Origin of the sequence: Paenibacillus sp. NPDC056722 (assembly GCF_042790635.1) — a bacterium.
GTDB lineage: Bacteria > Bacillota > Bacilli > Paenibacillales > Paenibacillaceae > Paenibacillus_AQ > Paenibacillus_AQ agri.
Genome location: NZ_JBHTYV010000020.1, coordinates 23,221 through 41,941, shown reverse-complemented (window position 1 = coordinate 41,941; position 18,721 = coordinate 23,221). Strand labels below are relative to the sequence as shown.

At 51.0% G+C, this 18,721-nt stretch carries 18 protein-coding genes; 16 read left to right on the top strand and 2 right to left on the bottom strand.

Going from position 1 to position 18,721, the window contains the following annotated elements; translation table 11 throughout:
• Positions 1–39 precede the first annotated feature (39 nt).
• Positions 40–1,440 carry a bifunctional UDP-N-acetylglucosamine diphosphorylase/glucosamine-1-phosphate N-acetyltransferase GlmU gene (gene glmU / locus ACFRAM_RS27270; RefSeq protein ID WP_281364456.1) on the top strand — a complete coding sequence of 467 codons (1,401 nt, stop codon included), beginning with the start codon at positions 40–42 and terminating at the stop codon, positions 1,438–1,440.
• A gap of 87 nt (positions 1,441–1,527) precedes the next feature.
• Positions 1,528–2,481: a ribose-phosphate diphosphokinase gene (locus ACFRAM_RS27265; protein WP_066367931.1), complete on the top strand. Its 954-nt coding sequence runs from the start codon at positions 1,528–1,530 to the stop codon at positions 2,479–2,481.
• A 104-nt stretch (positions 2,482–2,585) separates the two neighbouring features.
• Here ACFRAM_RS27265 and ACFRAM_RS27260 read toward each other — a convergent pair whose 3' ends face one another.
• Positions 2,586–2,786 carry a hypothetical protein gene (locus ACFRAM_RS27260; RefSeq protein WP_175370221.1) on the bottom strand — a complete coding sequence of 67 codons (201 nt, stop codon included), beginning with the start codon at positions 2,784–2,786 and terminating at the stop codon, positions 2,586–2,588.
• 117 nt (positions 2,787–2,903) lie between these two features.
• Here ACFRAM_RS27260 and pth point away from each other — a divergent pair, with 117 nt between their 5' ends.
• The 13 genes from pth (at position 2,904) to ACFRAM_RS27195 (ending at position 15,653) form a co-directional block, all read left to right on the top strand.
• Positions 2,904–3,464 carry an aminoacyl-tRNA hydrolase gene (pth, locus tag ACFRAM_RS27255; RefSeq protein WP_379470056.1) on the top strand — a complete coding sequence of 187 codons (561 nt, stop codon included), beginning with the start codon at positions 2,904–2,906 and terminating at the stop codon, positions 3,462–3,464.
• 85 nt (positions 3,465–3,549) lie between these two features.
• On the top strand, positions 3,550–3,780 hold the full coding sequence (locus ACFRAM_RS27250) for an anti-sigma-F factor Fin family protein (RefSeq protein ID WP_066367922.1): 231 nt from the start codon (positions 3,550–3,552) through the stop codon (positions 3,778–3,780).
• Between the two features lie 131 nt (positions 3,781–3,911).
• Positions 3,912–7,436, top strand: a complete 3,525-nt coding sequence (gene mfd / locus ACFRAM_RS27245) for a transcription-repair coupling factor (protein ID WP_379470054.1) — start codon at positions 3,912–3,914, stop codon at positions 7,434–7,436.
• Positions 7,423–8,454: a peptidylprolyl isomerase gene (locus tag ACFRAM_RS27240; protein WP_379470052.1), complete on the top strand. Its 1,032-nt coding sequence runs from the start codon at positions 7,423–7,425 to the stop codon at positions 8,452–8,454. Before mfd ends, ACFRAM_RS27240 begins: the two co-directional genes overlap by 14 nt.
• Before the next feature lie 283 nt (positions 8,455–8,737).
• Positions 8,738–9,280 carry a stage V sporulation protein T gene (spoVT, locus tag ACFRAM_RS27235; protein WP_066367915.1) on the top strand — a complete coding sequence of 181 codons (543 nt, stop codon included), beginning with the start codon at positions 8,738–8,740 and terminating at the stop codon, positions 9,278–9,280.
• A gap of 173 nt (positions 9,281–9,453) precedes the next feature.
• Positions 9,454–11,124, top strand: coding sequence for a putative polysaccharide biosynthesis protein (locus ACFRAM_RS27230; protein WP_379470090.1), 1,671 nt, complete (start codon positions 9,454–9,456; stop codon positions 11,122–11,124).
• A gap of 124 nt (positions 11,125–11,248) precedes the next feature.
• A complete protein-coding gene (gene yabN, locus ACFRAM_RS27225) occupies positions 11,249–12,745 on the top strand; it encodes a bifunctional methyltransferase/pyrophosphohydrolase YabN (RefSeq protein ID WP_379470050.1) in 1,497 nt (498 codons plus the stop codon).
• A gap of 346 nt (positions 12,746–13,091) precedes the next feature.
• On the top strand, positions 13,092–13,364 hold the full coding sequence (locus tag ACFRAM_RS27220) for an HU family DNA-binding protein (protein WP_066367909.1): 273 nt from the start codon (positions 13,092–13,094) through the stop codon (positions 13,362–13,364).
• A complete protein-coding gene (locus ACFRAM_RS27215) occupies positions 13,364–13,642 on the top strand; it encodes an RNA-binding S4 domain-containing protein (RefSeq protein WP_066367906.1) in 279 nt (92 codons plus the stop codon). The genes ACFRAM_RS27220 and ACFRAM_RS27215 overlap by 1 nt, the downstream gene beginning before the upstream one ends.
• A gap of 187 nt (positions 13,643–13,829) precedes the next feature.
• Positions 13,830–14,114, top strand: a complete 285-nt coding sequence (gene yabP / locus ACFRAM_RS27210) for a sporulation protein YabP (protein ID WP_066367901.1) — start codon at positions 13,830–13,832, stop codon at positions 14,112–14,114.
• Complete coding sequence (gene yabQ, locus ACFRAM_RS27205; RefSeq protein ID WP_175370214.1) at positions 14,111–14,674, top strand: spore cortex biosynthesis protein YabQ; 564 nt, start codon at positions 14,111–14,113, stop codon at positions 14,672–14,674. The genes yabP and yabQ overlap by 4 nt, the downstream gene beginning before the upstream one ends.
• 21 nt (positions 14,675–14,695) lie before the next feature.
• The gene (locus ACFRAM_RS27200) at positions 14,696–15,028 is read left to right on the top strand and encodes an FtsB family cell division protein (RefSeq protein ID WP_175370213.1); all 333 of its coding nucleotides are present in this window, start codon (positions 14,696–14,698) and stop codon (positions 15,026–15,028) included.
• Between the two features lie 124 nt (positions 15,029–15,152).
• Positions 15,153–15,653 (top strand): S1 domain-containing RNA-binding protein, encoded by a 501-nt coding sequence (locus tag ACFRAM_RS27195; protein ID WP_175370212.1) that lies wholly within the window; start codon positions 15,153–15,155, stop codon positions 15,651–15,653.
• A gap of 95 nt (positions 15,654–15,748) precedes the next feature.
• Here ACFRAM_RS27195 and ACFRAM_RS27190 read toward each other — a convergent pair whose 3' ends face one another.
• On the bottom strand, positions 15,749–15,877 hold the full coding sequence (locus ACFRAM_RS27190) for a hypothetical protein (protein ID WP_379470047.1): 129 nt from the start codon (positions 15,875–15,877) through the stop codon (positions 15,749–15,751).
• A gap of 171 nt (positions 15,878–16,048) precedes the next feature.
• Here ACFRAM_RS27190 and spoIIE point away from each other — a divergent pair, with 171 nt between their 5' ends.
• Positions 16,049–18,559 carry a stage II sporulation protein E gene (spoIIE, locus tag ACFRAM_RS27185; RefSeq protein WP_379470045.1) on the top strand — a complete coding sequence of 837 codons (2,511 nt, stop codon included), beginning with the start codon at positions 16,049–16,051 and terminating at the stop codon, positions 18,557–18,559.
• Positions 18,560–18,721: the final 162 nt, after the last annotated feature.

Genomic DNA, 18,721 nt, shown 5'->3' with positions numbered 1-18,721 from the left:
ATATTCAGTAGTGAGTTCAAGAGTAGGAGGTTGGCATTCTTGAAAAGAATGGCTGTAGTACTTGCCGCAGGCCAGGGCAAGCGGATGAAATCTAAATTATACAAGGTGCTGCACCCCGTTTGCGGAAAGCCGATGGTTGGGCACGTGCTTGATACAGTAAAAGCGACCGGATGCCAGCGGAGTATTGTCATCGTCGGACACGGCGCGGAAGCGGTTCAGGCTTATTTGGGCGACAAGGCGGAATATGTGCTGCAGGAACAGCAGCTCGGAACCGGCCATGCCGTGAAACAGGCCAAGGATTTGCTGGGCGGTGAAGAAGGAACAACAATTGTGATCTGCGGGGATACCCCACTGGTTACAACTGAGACGCTTAACGGGCTGATGACGCTGCATGAAGAGAACCAGGCGGCAGCAACTGTGCTCAGCGCTGTTATGGATGATCCAACAGGATACGGACGCATTATCCGCGGGGAAGACGGCGGAGTACAGAAGATTGTCGAGCAGAAGGATTGCACTGCCGAAGAAGCTGCTGTACAGGAGATTAATACAGGCACTTATTGTTTTGATAATGCTAAATTGTTTGCTGCTCTGGAGAAGGTCACGAACAGCAATAATCAGCAGGAGTATTACTTGACCGATGTAATCGGTATACTGCGGGCTTCGGGCGAGGTTGTACTGGGTTACCAGACAAAGGATGCCGCGGAGTCTATTGGTGTGAATGACCGATTGGCGCTGTCAGAGGCTGAAGGCCATATGCGTAGCCGTATCAACCGTTACCATATGCTTAATGGAGTAACCATTATCGACCCTGCCTCAACTTATATTGGAGCAGACGTAGTCATTGGAGCGGACACTGTTCTGTATCCGGGGACAATCCTGAAGGGCTCAACCGATATCGGAGAGAACTGCGTGATCGGTCCTTCAACAGAAATCGAGGATTCCCGTGTGCTTGACGGAGCCGAGATCAAGCAATCCGTACTGAATCAGGCAGAAGTTGGCGCACGGACCACCGTTGGGCCTTTTGCGTATTTACGTCCTGGTGCTGTACTTGGTGAGGAAGTCAAAGTTGGCGATTTCGTAGAAATCAAGAATGCCACGATCGGCGACGGTTCCAAGGTATCGCACCTTAGTTACATTGGTGATGCATCAGTCGGCTCCAATGTAAATGTGGGCTGCGGTGCAATCACCGTCAACTATGATGGTTATAATAAAGCCAAGACAGAGATTGGCGATGATGCCTTTATCGGTAGCAATGTGAATCTCATCGCTCCCGTTAACGTGGGCAAAGGGGCCTATGTTGTTGCGGGGTCAACCATTACCCGTTCCGTTCCGGATCATGATCTTGCCATTGCCAGAGTGCGGCAGGAGAACAAAGAGGGCTATGCGGTCAAGATCCGCGCCCGTGCGAAAGCTAAGAAAGATCAATCCAGTCCATCGTAAAGTCCTGCTGTAACCGCCGGACGGACTGAACATCTCCGCTCCGGCGCCTTTGGAAAGCTAAATTCCGTCACGGAGGGTTTATATTTTATGACTTATTGTGATTCCAAGCTAAAAATTTTCACCTGTAATTCTAATCCCAAGCTGGCCAGTCAAATTGCGGACTATATCGGTATTCCGATGGGTGAATCGCATACTACCAGTTTCAGTGATGGCGAGATTCAGGTGAAGCTGTCGGAAAGCGTACGGGGCTGCCATGTATATGTAGTACAGTCGACCTGTGGGCCAGTCAATGACAACCTGATGGAGCTTCTCGTCATGGTAGACGCACTCAAACGCGCTTCCGCGAAGAGCATCAACGTTGTTATTCCATACTACGGGTATGCGCGTCAGGACCGTAAAGCGCGTTCACGCGATCCGATTACGGCCAAGCTGGTGGCGAACCTGATTGAAAAAGCAGGAGCGCACCGCGTCATTACGATGGACCTTCACGCAATGCAGATTCAAGGCTTCTTTGATATTCCAGTGGATCATTTGCTCGGCGTGCCGATTTTGGCCCAGTATTTCCGCTCGAAACAAATCGAGAATCCTGTCGTTGTGTCTCCTGACCACGGCGGTGTGGTTCGCGCCAGAAAACTGGCTGATTTCCTGAATGCTCCGTTGGCCATTATCGACAAACGTCGTCCGGAGCCAAATGTCAGTGAAGTTATGAACATCATTGGCAACATTGAAGGCAAAACAGCGATTCTGATTGACGATATCATTGATACAGCCGGAACGATTGTACTGGGTGCTAATGCCCTGATGGAAGGCGGCGTGAAGGAAGTATACGCTTGCTGTACCCACCCGGTTTTGTCCGGACCTGCGCATGAGCGTCTGGAGAACTCGCCGATCAAGGAGATTATCGTGACGGATACCATTCCAATCCGCAGCGAGAACCCTACTTCGAAGCTAAAAGTGCTATCCGTTGCTCCACTGATGGGCGAAGCCATCATCCGCGTGCACGAGGAGCTGTCGATCAGCAAGTTGTTCGAGATTGAATAAGATAGATAGACTAGAAGTAACTGTATAATAAATAAAGGGTTACACCTCTCCTATCAGGAAGATGTAACCCTTCTCGGCGTGATGCCGGGGAAAGCATATGGCTTCTAGTACCCGGGACGGGAGATGAAGGTATAGCGATTGCGGTTGTACAGCGTACCCTGCAGCTCGACAAAGCCTTCATCTACTGCCGTCAGTATACCGATGTCTATGTGCACATTGTCCAGGTAAATCTCGACAGGCACAGCATACTGGATGTGATACTGGAAATGGCGGTGAAGCATTAATTTCTCGCCCTGGCGTAACATAGAATAATCACCTGTCTTCGAAAGTGTAATGTCGGTCCAAGAAGCTCTTATGCTTCCATTGTACCAAAAACAGTAATCACTTGCGCAAAAGAGCCGAAGAGAAAGGAACGTTCAGCAATGAAATGGATAGTTGGACTCGGAAATCCCGGTCCGCAATATGCGAAAACCAAGCATAATGTCGGATTCATGGCGCTGAATGAACTGGCAGCCAGACATGGAATTTCCTTGAATCAGAACAAATGCAAATCGATTATCGGTGAAGGGGTGATCGGCGGCGTCAAGACCGTACTGATCAAGCCAATGACCTTCATGAACCTTTCCGGTGAAGCCGTACGCGCATATATGGATTATTACAAGGTTCAGCTTGAAGATATGATCGTAGTCTACGATGACCTGGACACAGAGCTAGGCAAGGTACGACTGCGTTATCAGGGAAGTTCTGGCGGGCATAACGGAATTAAATCCATCATACAGCACACAGGAACCCAGAACTTTAATCGGGTAAGAATGGGGATCTCCCGCCCTGAGCCGGGTTATGCGATAGTGGATTATGTACTGTCCACTTTTGCCAAGAAGGACGGGGATAAGCTGCAGGATACGATTACGAGTACCTGCGATGCGCTCGAGTTCAGTCTCAAGAATACATTTGAGCAGACCATGGCCAAATTCAACGGTTAATATGTAGCAATGGTCTTTATACCGGGCTAAAGACAGTGTCAGCCGGGCATACTGAAGGTATATACTACCTTCAGGAGGCATATAGATGGCAATAAACTATGTATGCAGGCACTGCAGAACCTTTCTGGGCAGCATTCACAGAAGCGATGCGACAGAAGTGCAGCTAGGCCTACATTCCTTGACCCCTGCGGAGCGCAGAGATATCATAGCGTATGATTCAGAAGGTGAGATTACGGTAAAGGTTACTTGCGATTATTGCAAGCAGGCCTTGGATAACAATCCCGAGCTCAGCCTACTGGCCAGTCCGCTTCAGTAAGTGGAAGCGCCTGTCTCTATCGTCATCCGCAAGCCTTGGCGTTACAGCTGAGGCTTGTTTTTCGATTCCAATCATAATAGGTAAGGCGGCATCAGCCGCCTTCAACCTGTTTAGTAAGAGAGGTGCGCCTGTTGTTACAAGGTCTTATAGAAGCTTTTTCCAAAGATCCCGATTTTCAATCTGTCACCCGCGGTGTTGCAGCAGGTATGAAGGAACAACTCATATCCGGCCTGTCCGGATCTGCCCGGCAGATCATGCTGGCGGCGCTGCATGAAGAGACGGCACGCCCGCTGCTGGTGGTGACGCATAATATGTTCTCGGCCCAGAAGATGGCTGATGACTTGCAGGAAGCGCTTTCTCCGGATCGCGTACTGCTTTACCCTGCCAATGAACTGGTGGCTGCTGAGGCGGCGGTCTCCAGTCCAGAGACGTTAGCTCAGCGAATCGATGTGCTGACACGATGTGCTCAGGGCTTCCGTGGCATTGTAATCGCCCCTTATTCAGGTGTGCGCCGTTTGCTGCCCTCCCCTCATGTTATGGCTGGGGCGCAGGTGACGATCTCACAGGACGGTACACTTAACCTTGAGGAATTCCTGCTGTCCATGATCGAAATGGGCTATGAGCGGGTAGAACGGGTAGAGAACCGTGGCGAGCTAAGTGTAAGAGGGGGGATTGTCGACTTTTATCCAATGACCTCTACCTTGGCATACCGGGTGGAGCTGTTCGACGAAGAAGTCGATTCGATCAGAACTTTCGATCCGGCCGATCAACGCTCGATTGACAAAGTACGTAGTGTGAAGATTACACCAGCCAAGGAGATCATCGCGGACAAGTCCCGTCAGGAAGCGGCAGCTGCAGAGGCGGCGGTTCTGCTGGAACGCCAGCTAGAGAAAATGACGGACCGCCAGGCGAAGCTGCGTCTGCGGGAGGAAATGGGCCGTGAGCTGGAGATGCTCCGCCAGGGCACTTATTTTCCGGAAATCTATAAATATATCAGTTTGCTTTATCCTGAACGTTCCCATCTGTATGACTATATGGTCGAGGATACATTGCTTGTATTCGACGAGCCAGCACGGCTCTTGGAGACGGCGAAGCAGTTGGAACGGGATGAATCGGAATGGAACCTTCATTTGCTGCAGAATGGCAAGACGCTGCCGGATCTGCAGCTCTCTGTAGAGACTGACACAGTAATGTATCACCGTCCGTTCCAAAGTCTGTTTATGTCGATCTTTCTCCGCCAGGTTCCACATGTTCAGCCTCAGAACATATTGGGGTTCATCAGCCGTGGGATGCAGGATTTCCATGGACAGATGAATGTGCTGAAATCAGAGATGGAGCGCTGGCACAAATCCGGCGTTAAAGTCATCATGCTGGCGAATGGCGAGGAACGTATTGAGCGTGTGCGCAGAGTCCTTTATGACTACGGCATTGAGGAGCCAACCATTGTTCAGGGAAATCTGGGCTCCGGCTTTGAGCTACCGTCTATTCACCTTGCGGTGATTACTGAAGGCGAGATGTTCTCCCAGAAGCAGCGCAAAGCGCGCAAAGTGTCGAAGGGTATAGACAATGCTGAACGAATCAAGAGCTACACGGAATTGAAAATCGGCGATTATGTCGTTCACCAGAACCACGGGATTGGTAAATACATGGGGATCGGTACGCTGGAAGTCAGTGGGATCCACCGTGACTACATGCATATTATGTATGCTGGCGGCGACAAGCTGTCTGTGCCGATCGAACAGATTGACCTGATCCAGAAATATGTCGGTTCCGAAGACAAAGAGCCTAAGGTATACAAGCTGGGTGGAAATGAATGGACCCGTGTCACTAATAAGGTGCGTTCTTCGGTACAGGATATTGCCGACGATCTGATCAAGCTGTATGCCGAGCGTCAAAGCGCGATGGGATACGGGTTTGAGAAGGATACTCAGGAGCAGCAGGAGTTCGAAGAAGTATTCCCGTACGAGGAGACTCGTGACCAGCTGCGGGCGATTGAGGAAATTAAAAAGGACATGGAGCAGAACCGTCCGATGGATCGTCTGCTATGTGGCGATGTTGGTTATGGTAAGACTGAGGTAGCCATTCGCGCCGCCTTCAAAGCAGCCATTGAAGGTAAGCAAGTGGCTGTATTAGTGCCAACGACGATTCTAGCCCAGCAGCACTACGAGACTTTTCGTGAGCGATTTTCCAATTACCCGTTGAATATACAGGTGCTGAGCCGGTTCCGCAGCCGTAAGGAACAGAATGATACGATCAAAGGAGTCAAACAGGGTACGGTTGACGTGGTCATCGGTACACACCGGCTGCTCTCACAGGATCTGGTCTTCAAAGATTTGGGTCTGTTGATTGTGGATGAGGAGCAGCGTTTCGGCGTGACTCATAAAGAAAAGCTGAAGAAGCTGAAGACGAACGTGGATGTACTGACATTGACCGCAACACCGATTCCCCGCACACTGCACATGTCGATGCTTGGGGTACGGGATTTGTCTGTCATTGAGACGCCACCGGAGAACCGCTTTCCCGTACAGACGTATGTCGTTGAACATAGCCAGACTCTGACCCGTGAGGCAGTGGAGCGGGAGCTCGCACGCGGGGGTCAGGTCTACTATCTGTATAACCGTGTCCAAGGTATTCAGGAAATGGCTGCGCAAATCTCCATGCTGGTGCCGGAAGCACGCGTTGGCATCGGTCATGGCCAGATGTCGGAACAGGAGCTGGAGAAAACCATCCTGGACTTCCTTGATGGCGAATACGACGTGCTTGTCAGCACAAGTATTATTGAGACCGGGGTAGATATTCCTAACGTTAATACGCTCATAGTGCATGATGCTGATAAAATGGGTCTTTCCCAGCTCTATCAGCTACGGGGACGGGTAGGCCGGTCCAACCGGATCGCTTACGCCTATTTTACGTATCAGCGGGACAAGGTTCTGACTGAAGTAGCGGAGAAGCGGCTGCAGTCGATCAAGGAGTTCACGGAGCTTGGCTCCGGGTTCAAAATCGCTATGCGTGACCTCTCCATCCGTGGAGCGGGGAACCTGCTGGGGGCAGAGCAGCACGGTTTTATTGCCTCTGTGGGCTTTGATCTATATTCGCAGATGCTGGCAGAGGAGATCCGCAAACGCAAAGTGACTGTACTAGGCGAGGAAGATACCTCGCTGAAGGAAGGTAATACAGTCATTGATTTGTCGATTGACGCCTATCTCCCGTCAGAGTATATTTACGACAGCATCCAAAAAATTGAAATTTATAAAAAGGTAGCTGCTATTTCCGCCTTTGACGATGCTTCCGAGCTTGAAGACGAGTTGCTTGACCGCTTCGGGGAGCTGCCGGAGGCAGTCGTTAACCTATTGTCTGTAGCCCGGTTGAAAGTTTATGGCAAGATGTACGGCATCGACGCGATGGTGCGGCGAGGAGACGAGGTCTCGCTCAATTTCTATGAGGACCGGATCGGAGCTTTTGATACGACAAAGCTCGCTAAAGTTGGAAATCGTTTCGAAAGACGTGTACAATTTGAAAAGGATGCAAAAGCCGTCATCCGGGTCAAGTCCAAAGGACTCGGGGACAAAGAGCTGCTTGACTTACTTGAGCAATTCCTGGAGGAAGTCAAACAGGCTTTCAAATCGAAGGGAGAACTTCACAATGTCGTTAAATAAAACAAAAACCTGGAAAGTGCTGCTCGTATCACTGGCAGCAGCTCTTTCCTTCTCTGTACTATCTGCTTGCAGCAGCAGTAAGGGAGGCAATGCCGCGGATAACAGTACGGCAGTTGCTACTTATAAAGGTGGTACTATTACAGAAAAAGCATTTGATCTGGATCAGAAGATCATGAAATTCCTGTCGCCTGATCAGGCGCAATATTTGCAAATTGATGCCTTTAAGGAGTCCATCCTCAAGCAAGAGGTAGCCTTCGAATATTTGGCTGGACAAGCTACCGACGAGGCCAAGAAAGAAGCCAAGAAGGAAGCCGATGCCCAAGTTGAGGCTATGAAAAAAGGCCTTGGCAAAACGTATAAAGATACTTTGAAGCAGCAAGGGATCACGGAAGAAGATATCCATGCATACATGGTGCGCGTGCTGACTGTGTATCAGGATATGCTGCTCAAGGTCACGGATGAAGATGTGAAGAAAGAATTTGAAGCGACAAAGGGCGACTTTACCGTAGCTAATCTGCGTCATGTCCTGATTGGCTTTACAGATGCCGACAAGAAGGAACGCAGCAAAGAGGATGCTCTGAAGCTTGCGAAGCAAGTAAAGGCAGAGCTTGACGGCGGAGCCGATTTTGCGGAAGTTGTGAAGAAATACACCGACGATACGGCTTCCAAGGAAACGGGTGGCGAGTATAAAGATAAACCACTTGGTACCTATGTAGAGTCGTTTAAGAAGGCTGCACAGACCCTGCCGCTGAACACGATCAGTGAACCGGTAGAAAGCCAATTCGGATATCACATTATCAAAGTGGAATCCCGTACGGAGAAGACCTTCGACCAATTGACCGATGAGCAGAAGGAAAACATTAAGCAATCATTGGCTTCCAAGAGCCTGGAGAACTTCATGGAGAAGGAACTTGACGGCATCATTGAGAAGATCAACCTGCCGAAGAGCTCTGCCCCTGCTGATGAAAAAGGCACAGAGCCAAGTGCGTCTCCTGAGGCAACAAAGGCCGCTGAATAAGCCGGGACAAGCTCCCCTGTATAATTCATTACACACTGAAGAAAGCATCATCGCTTTCTGTTTCAAGTACCGCCCCTGTGGGCGGTATTTTTTTGTTTTATTCAGACTTTCACAGCAATTGTCGAAGTTTGCCCGAGTTTTTTTATACAGGCAATGATATGTATAAGGAACTGGGAAGAGATGAATACTATGGGCAGATATTACGATAAATCACTGGGATTATCCATTCCCATAATGGACAGTAGTTGAACAATACTTCTTAAGAAAGCGGGGCAACATGTGAATGAAAGCTACTGGAATTGTACGACGTATTGACGACCTCGGACGAGTGGTGATTCCCAAAGAAATTAGACGGACGCTTCGGATCCGGGAAGGAGACCCTCTGGAAATCTTCGTTGACCGCGATGGTGAAGTCATCCTCAAGAAATACTCTCCAATTGGCGAGCTTGGTGATTTTGCCAAAGAATATGCCGAGTCGCTGTATGAAAGCACAGGTCATATAACCATAATCGCAGACCGAGATACCTTCATTGCACTTGCTGGCGGCTCCAAGAAGGAGTATCTGGAGAAGCAAGTTGGCGTGCTGCTGGAAAAGGTAATGGATGGCCGCAAAACGGTGCTGGAAACGAACGGTGGCAATTATGAGATAGGCAAAGACCATTCAGAACTGCTGTCCACTTATGTAGCATCACCGATTATTTCAGGAGGCGATCCGATCGGCTGTGTAGTGATGCTGAATAAGGATGATTCGGTGAAGATGTCCCAGATGGAAGTCAAAATGGCTGAAACGGCTGCCGCATTTTTGGGCAAGCAGATGGAACAGTAATATCTACGGTACTATGGCTCCTGCTCTCCTTTTGGTATGATGTACAAAGGAAAGCGGGAGTTTTGTCGTTCAGGGCATACATACGTTATAATTAAGCTTGTTTTGACTACAGTTGTTTGACTGGGTGGCAGTTACGTTTCTTTTCAAATTCAGTGTTAGAAGCAGGTAATCTCATGAAATCGACAACACAAGCTTCCCGTTTGCTCCAGGGAGCCTTTATTCTTAGTGCGGCGGCCATTATCTCGAAGCTGATTGGCACTTTGCAAAAAATTCCGCTGCAAAATCTGGGCGGTGATGCTGTATTCGGCATCTACAATACGGTTTATCCGCTATATACGATGCTCATAACTATCGCCATGCTGGGCTTGCCTTCAGCCATATCCAAATTCGTGGCAGAAGCATCCGCCGGAAGGCGGGAAGATGAAGGCCGCAGGATCCTTCTGCTGTCCACGCTGATTACTGGCCTCTGTGGTTTGGGGCTTGGTCTCCTCACCTATGCTGGCGCGCCTCTTATTGCTGTATGGGTTGGCAGTTCCCATGTTATTCCGGCACTACGCAGTGCATCGTGGGGGCTTGTATTCGTTCCGGTTATGGCGGCATTACGGGGTTATTTCCAGGGTCTCCACAATATGACCCCTACTGCGGTATCACAAATTGTGGAGCAGTCGGTCCGCGTAGCGGTAATGATTGTCCTGCTGCTTTATTTGACTTCACACGGGGCCGGAGTGGAAAGTATTGCGGCTGGTGCTCTGCTTGGCTCTGCCGGGGGCGGGGCCGCCGGCTTGCTAGTGATGCTGCTGTATTGGAGGAAACACCGGCGCAATACGGGGCTTTCCGCTGTGGCAGAAGTGGCGGCTACTGCAGAAGTAACGAGGTCCCAGGGTGCAGCCAAGTCCCTGCAGGGACAAGCTTCAGGAATTAAGGCCAGCAGCCTGCTGGCCTATGGGGTTCCTGTAATGCTGGGGGCATTGGCCCTTCCACTGATCGGACTGGTCGACGTATTTACTGTTCCTCGTTTGCTCTCGGAGGGTCTCAGTGAAAGTGCGGCCATGGCACAGTTTGGCATCTACAACCGCGGCCTGCCGCTTGTGCAGATTGTGACCATGCTTGCCACATCCCTGTCCGTCGTGTTCATTCCCGCACTGGCAGAAGCCAAGTACAACGGTGACCTGAAGCTGATCGAGACCCGCTGCAGCTTGTCGCTGCGCTGGTTCTGGCTCTTGGGCCTCGCAGCAGCCGTGGGGCTGGCGGTGCTGGCCGAGCCGATTAACATCGCGCTCTACGGCGATACTGCCGGCAGCAGCACGATGATCTGGCTGGCCTTCACCGCCGCCGGCGGCACGGTCAGCATCATCTCGGCCGCGCTGCTGCAGGGGCTGGGGCATGTGCGCGCCCCAGCACTACATCTCTTGGCCGCCGCGGGGCTCAAGGCGGCCCTCAACCTGCTGCTTGTCCCGCAGCAGGGCATTACCGGCGCGGCCATCGCCAGTGTGGCCGCGCACCTGCTGGCAGCAGCGCTGAACGTGCTGCTGCTGCACCGCCAGGGCTATCTGCGGCTTCGCCTCGCAGATGCCCTGGTGAAGCCCGCGGTGTTACTCGCGGGCTTGGCCGCCGCCGCTGCGGCTGTCAGCTATGGAGCTGACGCGCTGTTCGCGGCGGCAGGGCTGGCTGGCGGGCGTACCGCCAGCCTGGCCCAAAGCCTGCTCGGCGTGACGGCGGGCTGCGTCGTCTTCGCCGTGGGCGCGATCGCCCTGCGGCTGCTCAGCGAGAGCGAGTTGCGCCAGCTTCCGGGCATCGGCCCGTCCCTGGCGAAGGGCTTTAGTAAGCTGCGGCTGTTCCGCTAGTTGTTGTAAATGAATCATTCACTGTCTTTTGGCCTCCCGTAGCGAGCCCAAAAGAACATTCAAGGATAGAGTGCCTTCTGCCTGTTATTAAGGCTAGAGAAGGTCAATAAGGAGATGAACAAGCATGAGCGCATCATTAACGATTGTCGGACTGGGTTCCGGCAATCCCGATCGGCTGACGCTGGGTATTATCAAGAAACTGAAGGCAGCCTCCACCGTGTACGTACGCACCAAGGAACATCCGATGATGTCCGCGCTTGCGGAGCTGGAGATTAAATGGCAATCGTTCGACGGATTGTACGAGTCTTTGTCCTCTTTCCCCGAGGTCTATGAGGCAATTGCCTCCCGTCTAATTCAAGAGGCTTCTACTGCCGAGCAAGGCACGGAAATTGTCTATGCGGTGCCAGGGCATCCCATGGTCGCCGAATCTGCGGTTTCCTTACTCCGGCAACGCTGCCCCGAATGGGGCATAGAGCTGCAGATTCTGGGCGGCGAGAGCTTCCTGGACGAGGCTTTTGTGCGGCTCGGCTTTGACCCTATCGAAGGGTTCCAGCTGCTAGATGCTTCCGGTATTCGCCGCTCACATCTTCAGCCCGAGCTGCACACTCTGATCGGTCAGGTGTATGACACCTTCACCGCTTCGGAGACCAAGCTGTGCCTAATGGAGCTGTATCCACCCGAATATGAGGTTGTGGTGGGGCATGCGCTTGGCGTAGAGAACGAGGAACAAATTCTGAAGGTGCCTCTCTATGAGTTGGACCGTCTGGACGGGTACGGCAACCTGTCGCTCATCTATATTCCGGCGAACCATGCGGAAGACGTGCGGAATCGCACCTTTGCCCGTTTGCATGAAATTGTCGATATTCTCCGCAGCCCGGAAGGCTGTCCTTGGGACCAAGAGCAGACCCATGAATCGCTGCGCAAGAACCTGATCGAAGAAACCTACGAAGTGCTGGAAACCATTGATGAGGATGACCCGGACCACATGAAGGAGGAACTGGGTGACCTGCTGCTGCAGATCATGCTGCACGCTCAGATGGAAGAAGAAGTGGGAACGTTCAATGTGTTTGACGTTATCGAGGGACTGAACAACAAGCTGGTGTTCCGTCATCCCCATGTATTCGGCGACCGGGAGGCCGGCAATGCGGATGAGGCACTACAGAACTGGGAAGGCATGAAAGCAGAGGAGAAGCGGCGTAAGGGTGTGAAGCCGGAGGAGCAATCTGTCCTTGATGGCGTCCCCCGGGATTTGCCGGCCTTGATGAAGGCCTATAAGCTGCAGAAGAAAGCCTCTAAGGTAGGCTTTGACTGGGACAATGCACTGGACTGCCTGGTGAAGGTTCGCGAGGAGGCAGACGAGCTGCAGGAGGCTATTAATAGCGGAGCCCCTGCGGAAGAACAGATTCTGGAGCTGGGTGATCTGCTCTTTGCAGCCACTAATGTGGCCCGGTTTATCGGCGCCGATCCGGAAGATGCGCTGACTCGAACCAACCGCAAATTTGTCCAGCGGTTCCAATATATCGAACAAAGCCTGCGCAGCAAGGGGAAGAGCGTGCAGGATAGCAGTCTTGATGAGATGGAGGCACTTTGGCAGGAAGCCAAGGTCCAGGAGCGCAAGTAACGACAGGTACTGCAGAAGGCTTACTGAACCTGCTTCACGCTTGGCGATCTATCGAAAGATACTTAGCCGTATATATACGCGAAGAAGCGGCTATGCTATGAATATAGCGGCTATGAATCTTTGATTTGAAGCAGGGATTGCAGTTTATAATGTAATAGTGCTATACTCTGCTAACCCTCTTCTTGCCGGGAAGAACGAAGCCCGCTTTTAAAAAAAACGGCGAGTCATGGCAGGATTTTCGGGTGGCATCCAGAATATCATAAAGACGAAATGGGGATTTGTGGCTGATAATGGCGATAAATCTCGTTTCATTTATTTTTTCGTATCCTAGGAGGAACCTTAAACTATGAACAAGACAGATTTGGTTAACAACATTTCCGAGAAAAACGGATTGGCAAAGAAAGACGTAGAAGCAGTACTGAATGGATTCCTGGGCGAGATCACCGAAGCTCTGGCTAAAGGCGATAAAGTCCAATTGATCGGTTTCGGCACTTTCGAAACCCGCAAACGTTCCGGTCGTACAGGCCGTAACCCGCAAACGGGCACAACTATTGAAATCCCTGAATCCACTGTACCGGCCTTCAAGGCAGGTAACAAGCTTAAAGAAGCCGTTAACTAATGCGTCTCGACAAATTTTTGAAAGTCTCCCGTTTGATTAAGCGCCGTACAGTGGCCAAGGATGTGTCCGAACAAGGCCGGGTGCTGATTAACGGACGGGAATCCAAACCTAGCAGCACAGTAAAGCTCGGCGATGAGATTACAGTGCAGTTCGGTCAGAAGCTGGTGACGGTCAAGGTAGAAAAACTGGTGGAGACGACCCGCAAGGACGAAGCCGCTGGAATGTATACCCTGCTCCGGGAAGAGCCGGTTGCGAAGAGCAACGGGCTGGAGTGGTAAGTGCCGGTACCTTAGCTTATACGGATGCCTGATGAAAGAAAGCGTAACTTTACGATAATGTAGAGTTGCGCTTTTTTTGCGTGGATAAGAGGGTTTCAGAGAGAGTAAGCATATTTTTAAAACAAGCCCTTGTTCTATCTTAAACTCCCCCACCATAGATTAGAGATAAGAAGGAGGGGTACATGCTATGATCGAACCAGTAAAAGCCAATAAGCAACATGATCTGCATATGCACGACCGCAAGCAGCTCGAACTTACGGGCGTGCAGAATGTGGAGAGTTTCGACAGCGAGGAGTTTCTGCTTCGTACAGAACTCGGCCATCTCACCATTCGCGGGAGCCATTTACATATCAAAAATCTCAGCCTGGAAAACGGACTCCTGTCGCTAGAAGGCAATGTTCATTCATTGATTTATCTTGATCCCGGTTCGCAGGGCAAAAACAAGGGAATTATCGGCAAGCTCTTCAAATGAACCCCGGGGTCCAATGGGTAACCCTGCTCTACATGATGCTGGCCGGGGTGGTAATGGGACTCGCCTATGACGGCTACCGGGTGCTGTCGTTCAAGTTAAGGTTTCCCAACTGGCTGTGCGCCGCCCTGGATTTGCTGTACTGGCTGTGGGCTGCCCTCCTTGTGTTTCGTCTGCTGTATGCCGGTAATCAGGGGCAGTTGCGGTTCTACGCGTTCCTTGGTCTATTTCTGGGTGTATGGATCTATTTTTTGATCTTCAGTGTTACGGTGCGGCGTTTTGTGGTAATGTTAATTCAGTTGGTTCATTCTGTGTTCAAATTCCTTTGGAAGCTTGTAACCATCCTGATCGGGATGCCGCTTCTGTGGCTCTGGCGTCTTCTCAAAGGGATACTAACGCTGCTCGGACGTATTGTGCTGTTTGTTCTCAAGCTGCTCCTGCGTCTAACGAAGCCGCTTTGGATACTGCCTGTTAGATGGCTTTCTCCCTATTGGGCACGGCTTGTTCATAGCACATGGATGACAACAATTACTACTTGGCTGACTAGGCGATGGAAACGCTGACCTTGAAGAGGGGGACGCAGCATGAACAGATTTTCTGCAGAAGAGAAGAATGCGAATAAGGCTTCAGCTGCCGGCGCGAAGCGAAGGAAATTTATCTGGCTGGTCGTTGTGACGGTTTTTTTCGGCTGGGCAGGCTATATTTTCTTTTCCCAGCACGCGTTGATCGCGGACAAGAGTGCCGATCTGGCTAAGAAGCAGGAGACTAAGGATAGTATTACCAAATCGCTGGATCAATTGAAATACGATGTATCCAGGCTGAATGATGATGAGTATATCGGCCAATTGGCGCGTAAATGGTATAATATCTACCCTCAGGGGGAGACTCCGATCCGGACAGAGCAATCAGGGAAATAAAGCAGGTCAAAAGGGCTTTTCGCTCTGTTGCCTTGCTGTTCTCTTTACTGTATAATCAAATCACCGCAGACAGGATGACCTTAATATTCGTCTGTATATTTTTAAGGGAGGATCATTTTATTCTATGGCAATTGAAGTGGGCACCAAGTTAGAAGGCAAGGTGACAGGCATCACGCATTTCGGAGCATTTGTGGATCTGTCAGGAGGTGTCACAGGTCTCGTTCACATCTCGGAAATCGCCGATAATTACGTCAAGGATGTCAACGATCATCTGAAGATTAGTGATGTAGTAACAGTCAAGGTGATCAACGTCGACAAGGACGGTAAGATCGGACTTTCCATCAAGCAGGCCGTAGATAAGCCGGCATCGGAAGTACGTCCCCCAAGAGCACCAAGACCTGAACGTCCAAGCGGTGGAGACCGTTTCGGCGGCGGTGGAGGTAACGGTGGTGGAGGCGGTGGATTTAATCGTGAACGGGGAGGGCGTCCATTCAAGCCTGCAGCCGGTAAACCTTCATTCGAGGATAAAATGTCACGCTTCCTGAAAGACAGCGAAGAGCGCATGTCTTCGATTAAGAAGAACACAGAAGGAAAACGCGGAGGCCGTGGAGCCAAGCGCGTATAATCCCAAACTTGAACATCATAAATAACCGCAGGGGCCTTTGGCCCTTTGCGGTTTTTTTGTTTTTTCTTTAGTAGATAGACAAGGTTTCACGACCCTTAACTTTTTTTGTCGGGGACCGTCAAATCGCCGACAGCATCCTCGCCAATCTCGCAGTAGTTTAGGGCAATCGCTGGCGAATGGCTGCTGTCAATCACTGACAGAAAGCCGGCATTGCTTCTGCTCAAGCAGAGTAAGCCACTGTCCCATAAGGTATAAAGGGCCTTTTTCCGGGGTTTGTCGGGACAGGCTTTTTTGTCGGAAATTTCTTATGACTTACCTTCCGTTTCTGACAAACTTTCTCAGAACCGCCACTATATAATGAGAACCATAAATTTGGAAACGGGTGGTGTAGAGTAATGAGTAAAAGCAATGTGGTTAATTTGCCGGAGTGGACAAGAACAGGAAACAAGGACAACAAAGCACAAAAAGAAAGCTTGGGATCGCGTCTGAAGACATGGGCACAGAACCAGCGGGCCCTTCAGCTGCTGGCAGCGAAGAAATGGATGCTGCTCCTTAGCGTTATGGGTTTCCTGCTTGGACGAGCTACTATCTTGAATGAGCTGTCCCCGTTCGCTATCGCTTATTTTGCCGTCATTATGTTTATGCGCAGAGACTCTATGCTCCCCGTGGCCGTAGCGATTATCGCAGGCAGCCTCTTCACGCCTTTCCCTGGAGGCCTGGTGATTGCTGCAGAGTTGATAATATTTATGTTGGTCTATAAGGGAATGGAAAGCTTCCAGCGTATTGACCTTTCTTATGCCCCGCTTATGGTCTTCGTATCCTCCTTTATGGTCGGTCTGTTCCAAATCGTGATTGGCCCTTCATTCACCTGGTATCCGATGATGATGATGACCCTCGACGCAGGCCTTGGTTTCGTACTGACGTTGGTATTCGTGCAGGCGCTTCCGCTACTGACTTTTAGGCAGAAAAGCCGATCGCTGCGTAATGAAGAAATTCTCTGCTTGATTATATTGCTCGCCTCCGTAATGACCGGACTGGTCGGCTGGGTTGTAGGAGGGCTGTCTCTGGAGCATATTCTTTCCCGATACCTTATTCTATTGTTTGCAATGGCTGGCGGTGCCCCGCTAGGGGCTGCTGTTGGGGTCGTTACCGGGCTAATCCTCAGCCTGGCCGATATTGGGGCGATCTATCAGATGAGCCTGCTAGCTTTTTCCGGGATGCTGGCGGGCATGATGCAGGGAGGCCGGAAAGGTGCTGTTTCGATCGGAATGCTGCTGGGCTCCAGTATTCTGTCGGTCTATTTCACGGGTCCGGGTGATATGATGGTTTCAACATGGGAGACTTGTGTAGCGGTGGTGTTATTTCTTCTGACTCCGCGCAGCATGATTTCGGCAATTGCCAAATATGTACCGGGTACAGCCGACCATAGTCGATCTCAGCATGAATATGCCCGCAGGGTAAGGGATATTACGGCAGAAAGGGTGACACAGTTCTCGCAGGTATTCCGCCAGCTGTCCAGCAGCTTCGGGCAAATCTCACGCGCCGGAGAAGCGGGAACAGCCGAACGTGAGATGGAAGATTTCATGAGTACGGTAACGGACAACGTCTGCGCAGGTTGTGTGCGCCGTGGTCATTGCTGGGATGCGAAATTCTATCAGACCTATCGTTATATGACGGATATGATGACTACCGTGGAAGAATGCCCGGATGTGACGGCCGCTCAACTCCCCCCTGAGTGGAACCGGATTTGTGGCAAAACGGGTGAGGTTCTGGAGTTCATGAAGGGTCAATACGGCCTTTACCAGCATGATATGCGGTGGAAAAGACAAATATACGACAGCCGGCAATTTGTTGCCGAGCAGCTGTCCGGCGTCTCCCAGGTGATGGAGGACCTGGCCAAAGAAATTAAAAGGGAAGGACAGGCGATGTATCGCCAGGAAAGCCAGATTCGTGAAGCCTTGGAGAAGCTGGGCTTGTCCATCCATAGCATTGATATATTAAGCCTTGACCCCGGACGCGTAGAAATCGAGGTCGTTCATGCCTATACTCGTGGGTTCGATGAATGCCGCAAAATGATTGCTCCGCTGCTCTCGGACATTCTTAATGAGAACATAGCTGTCATGAGCGAGACGGCAGTCCATCCCCGTGAAGGGCTTTCGATGGTTACGTTCGGATCGGCAAAAGCTTATGAGGTGAATACCGGGATAGCTAATGCGGCCAAAGGAGGGGATTTACTGTCCGGTGACAGCTTCAGTACCGTTGAACTGGGCAACGGAACCTTTGCTGTATCGATCAGCGATGGAATGGGCAACGGCGAGCGTGCACGGATGGAGAGTAGCGCGGCGCTGGGAATGCTGGAGAAGCTGCTGCAATCCGGCATGGACGAGAAGCTGGCGGTCAAATCCGTCAATTCGGTGCTGATGCTCCGTTCCCCTGACGAATTCTATGCTACAGTGGACATGGCACTGATTGATCAATATTCTGCACAGACTACTTTTATGAAAATCGCCTCTGCGCCTAGCTTTATCCGGCGGGGCAGCGAAGTGATTCCGGTGACAGCTAGCAATTTGCCCATCGGTATTATTCAGGATATGGAGGTGGACCTGGTCACCTTGCAGCTCCATCCGGGCGATATTCTCATTATGATGACCGACGGTATTTATGATGCACCGGGATATGCCGTTAATAAAGAGATATGGATGAAACGTATGATACAGGAGCTTGAGGGCGATGATCCGCAGGATATGGCTGACACGCTTCTAGAGAAGGTCATTCGTTATCAAGGCAATGAAATTCATGATGATATGACCATCGTCGTCAGCCGGATCGACCATTATCATCCGGAATGGTCCAGCTTGCAGCTGCCTGGAATTGGGCGAATGGAGCGCCCTCGTACGGTGAGCTAGAGTGCAACTGCTCTGTTCTTTTGTTGTCTAAACTTTTATAGCATCGGCCTTCTAATGCTAGTGCTTATGCACTTGTTACACTTGTTGCACTTCAAGCACTTGCCTTTGCCTGCCGAGTCGAATGAAATGATGACTCGCCACCACTTGTTCCTCCCCACCCAA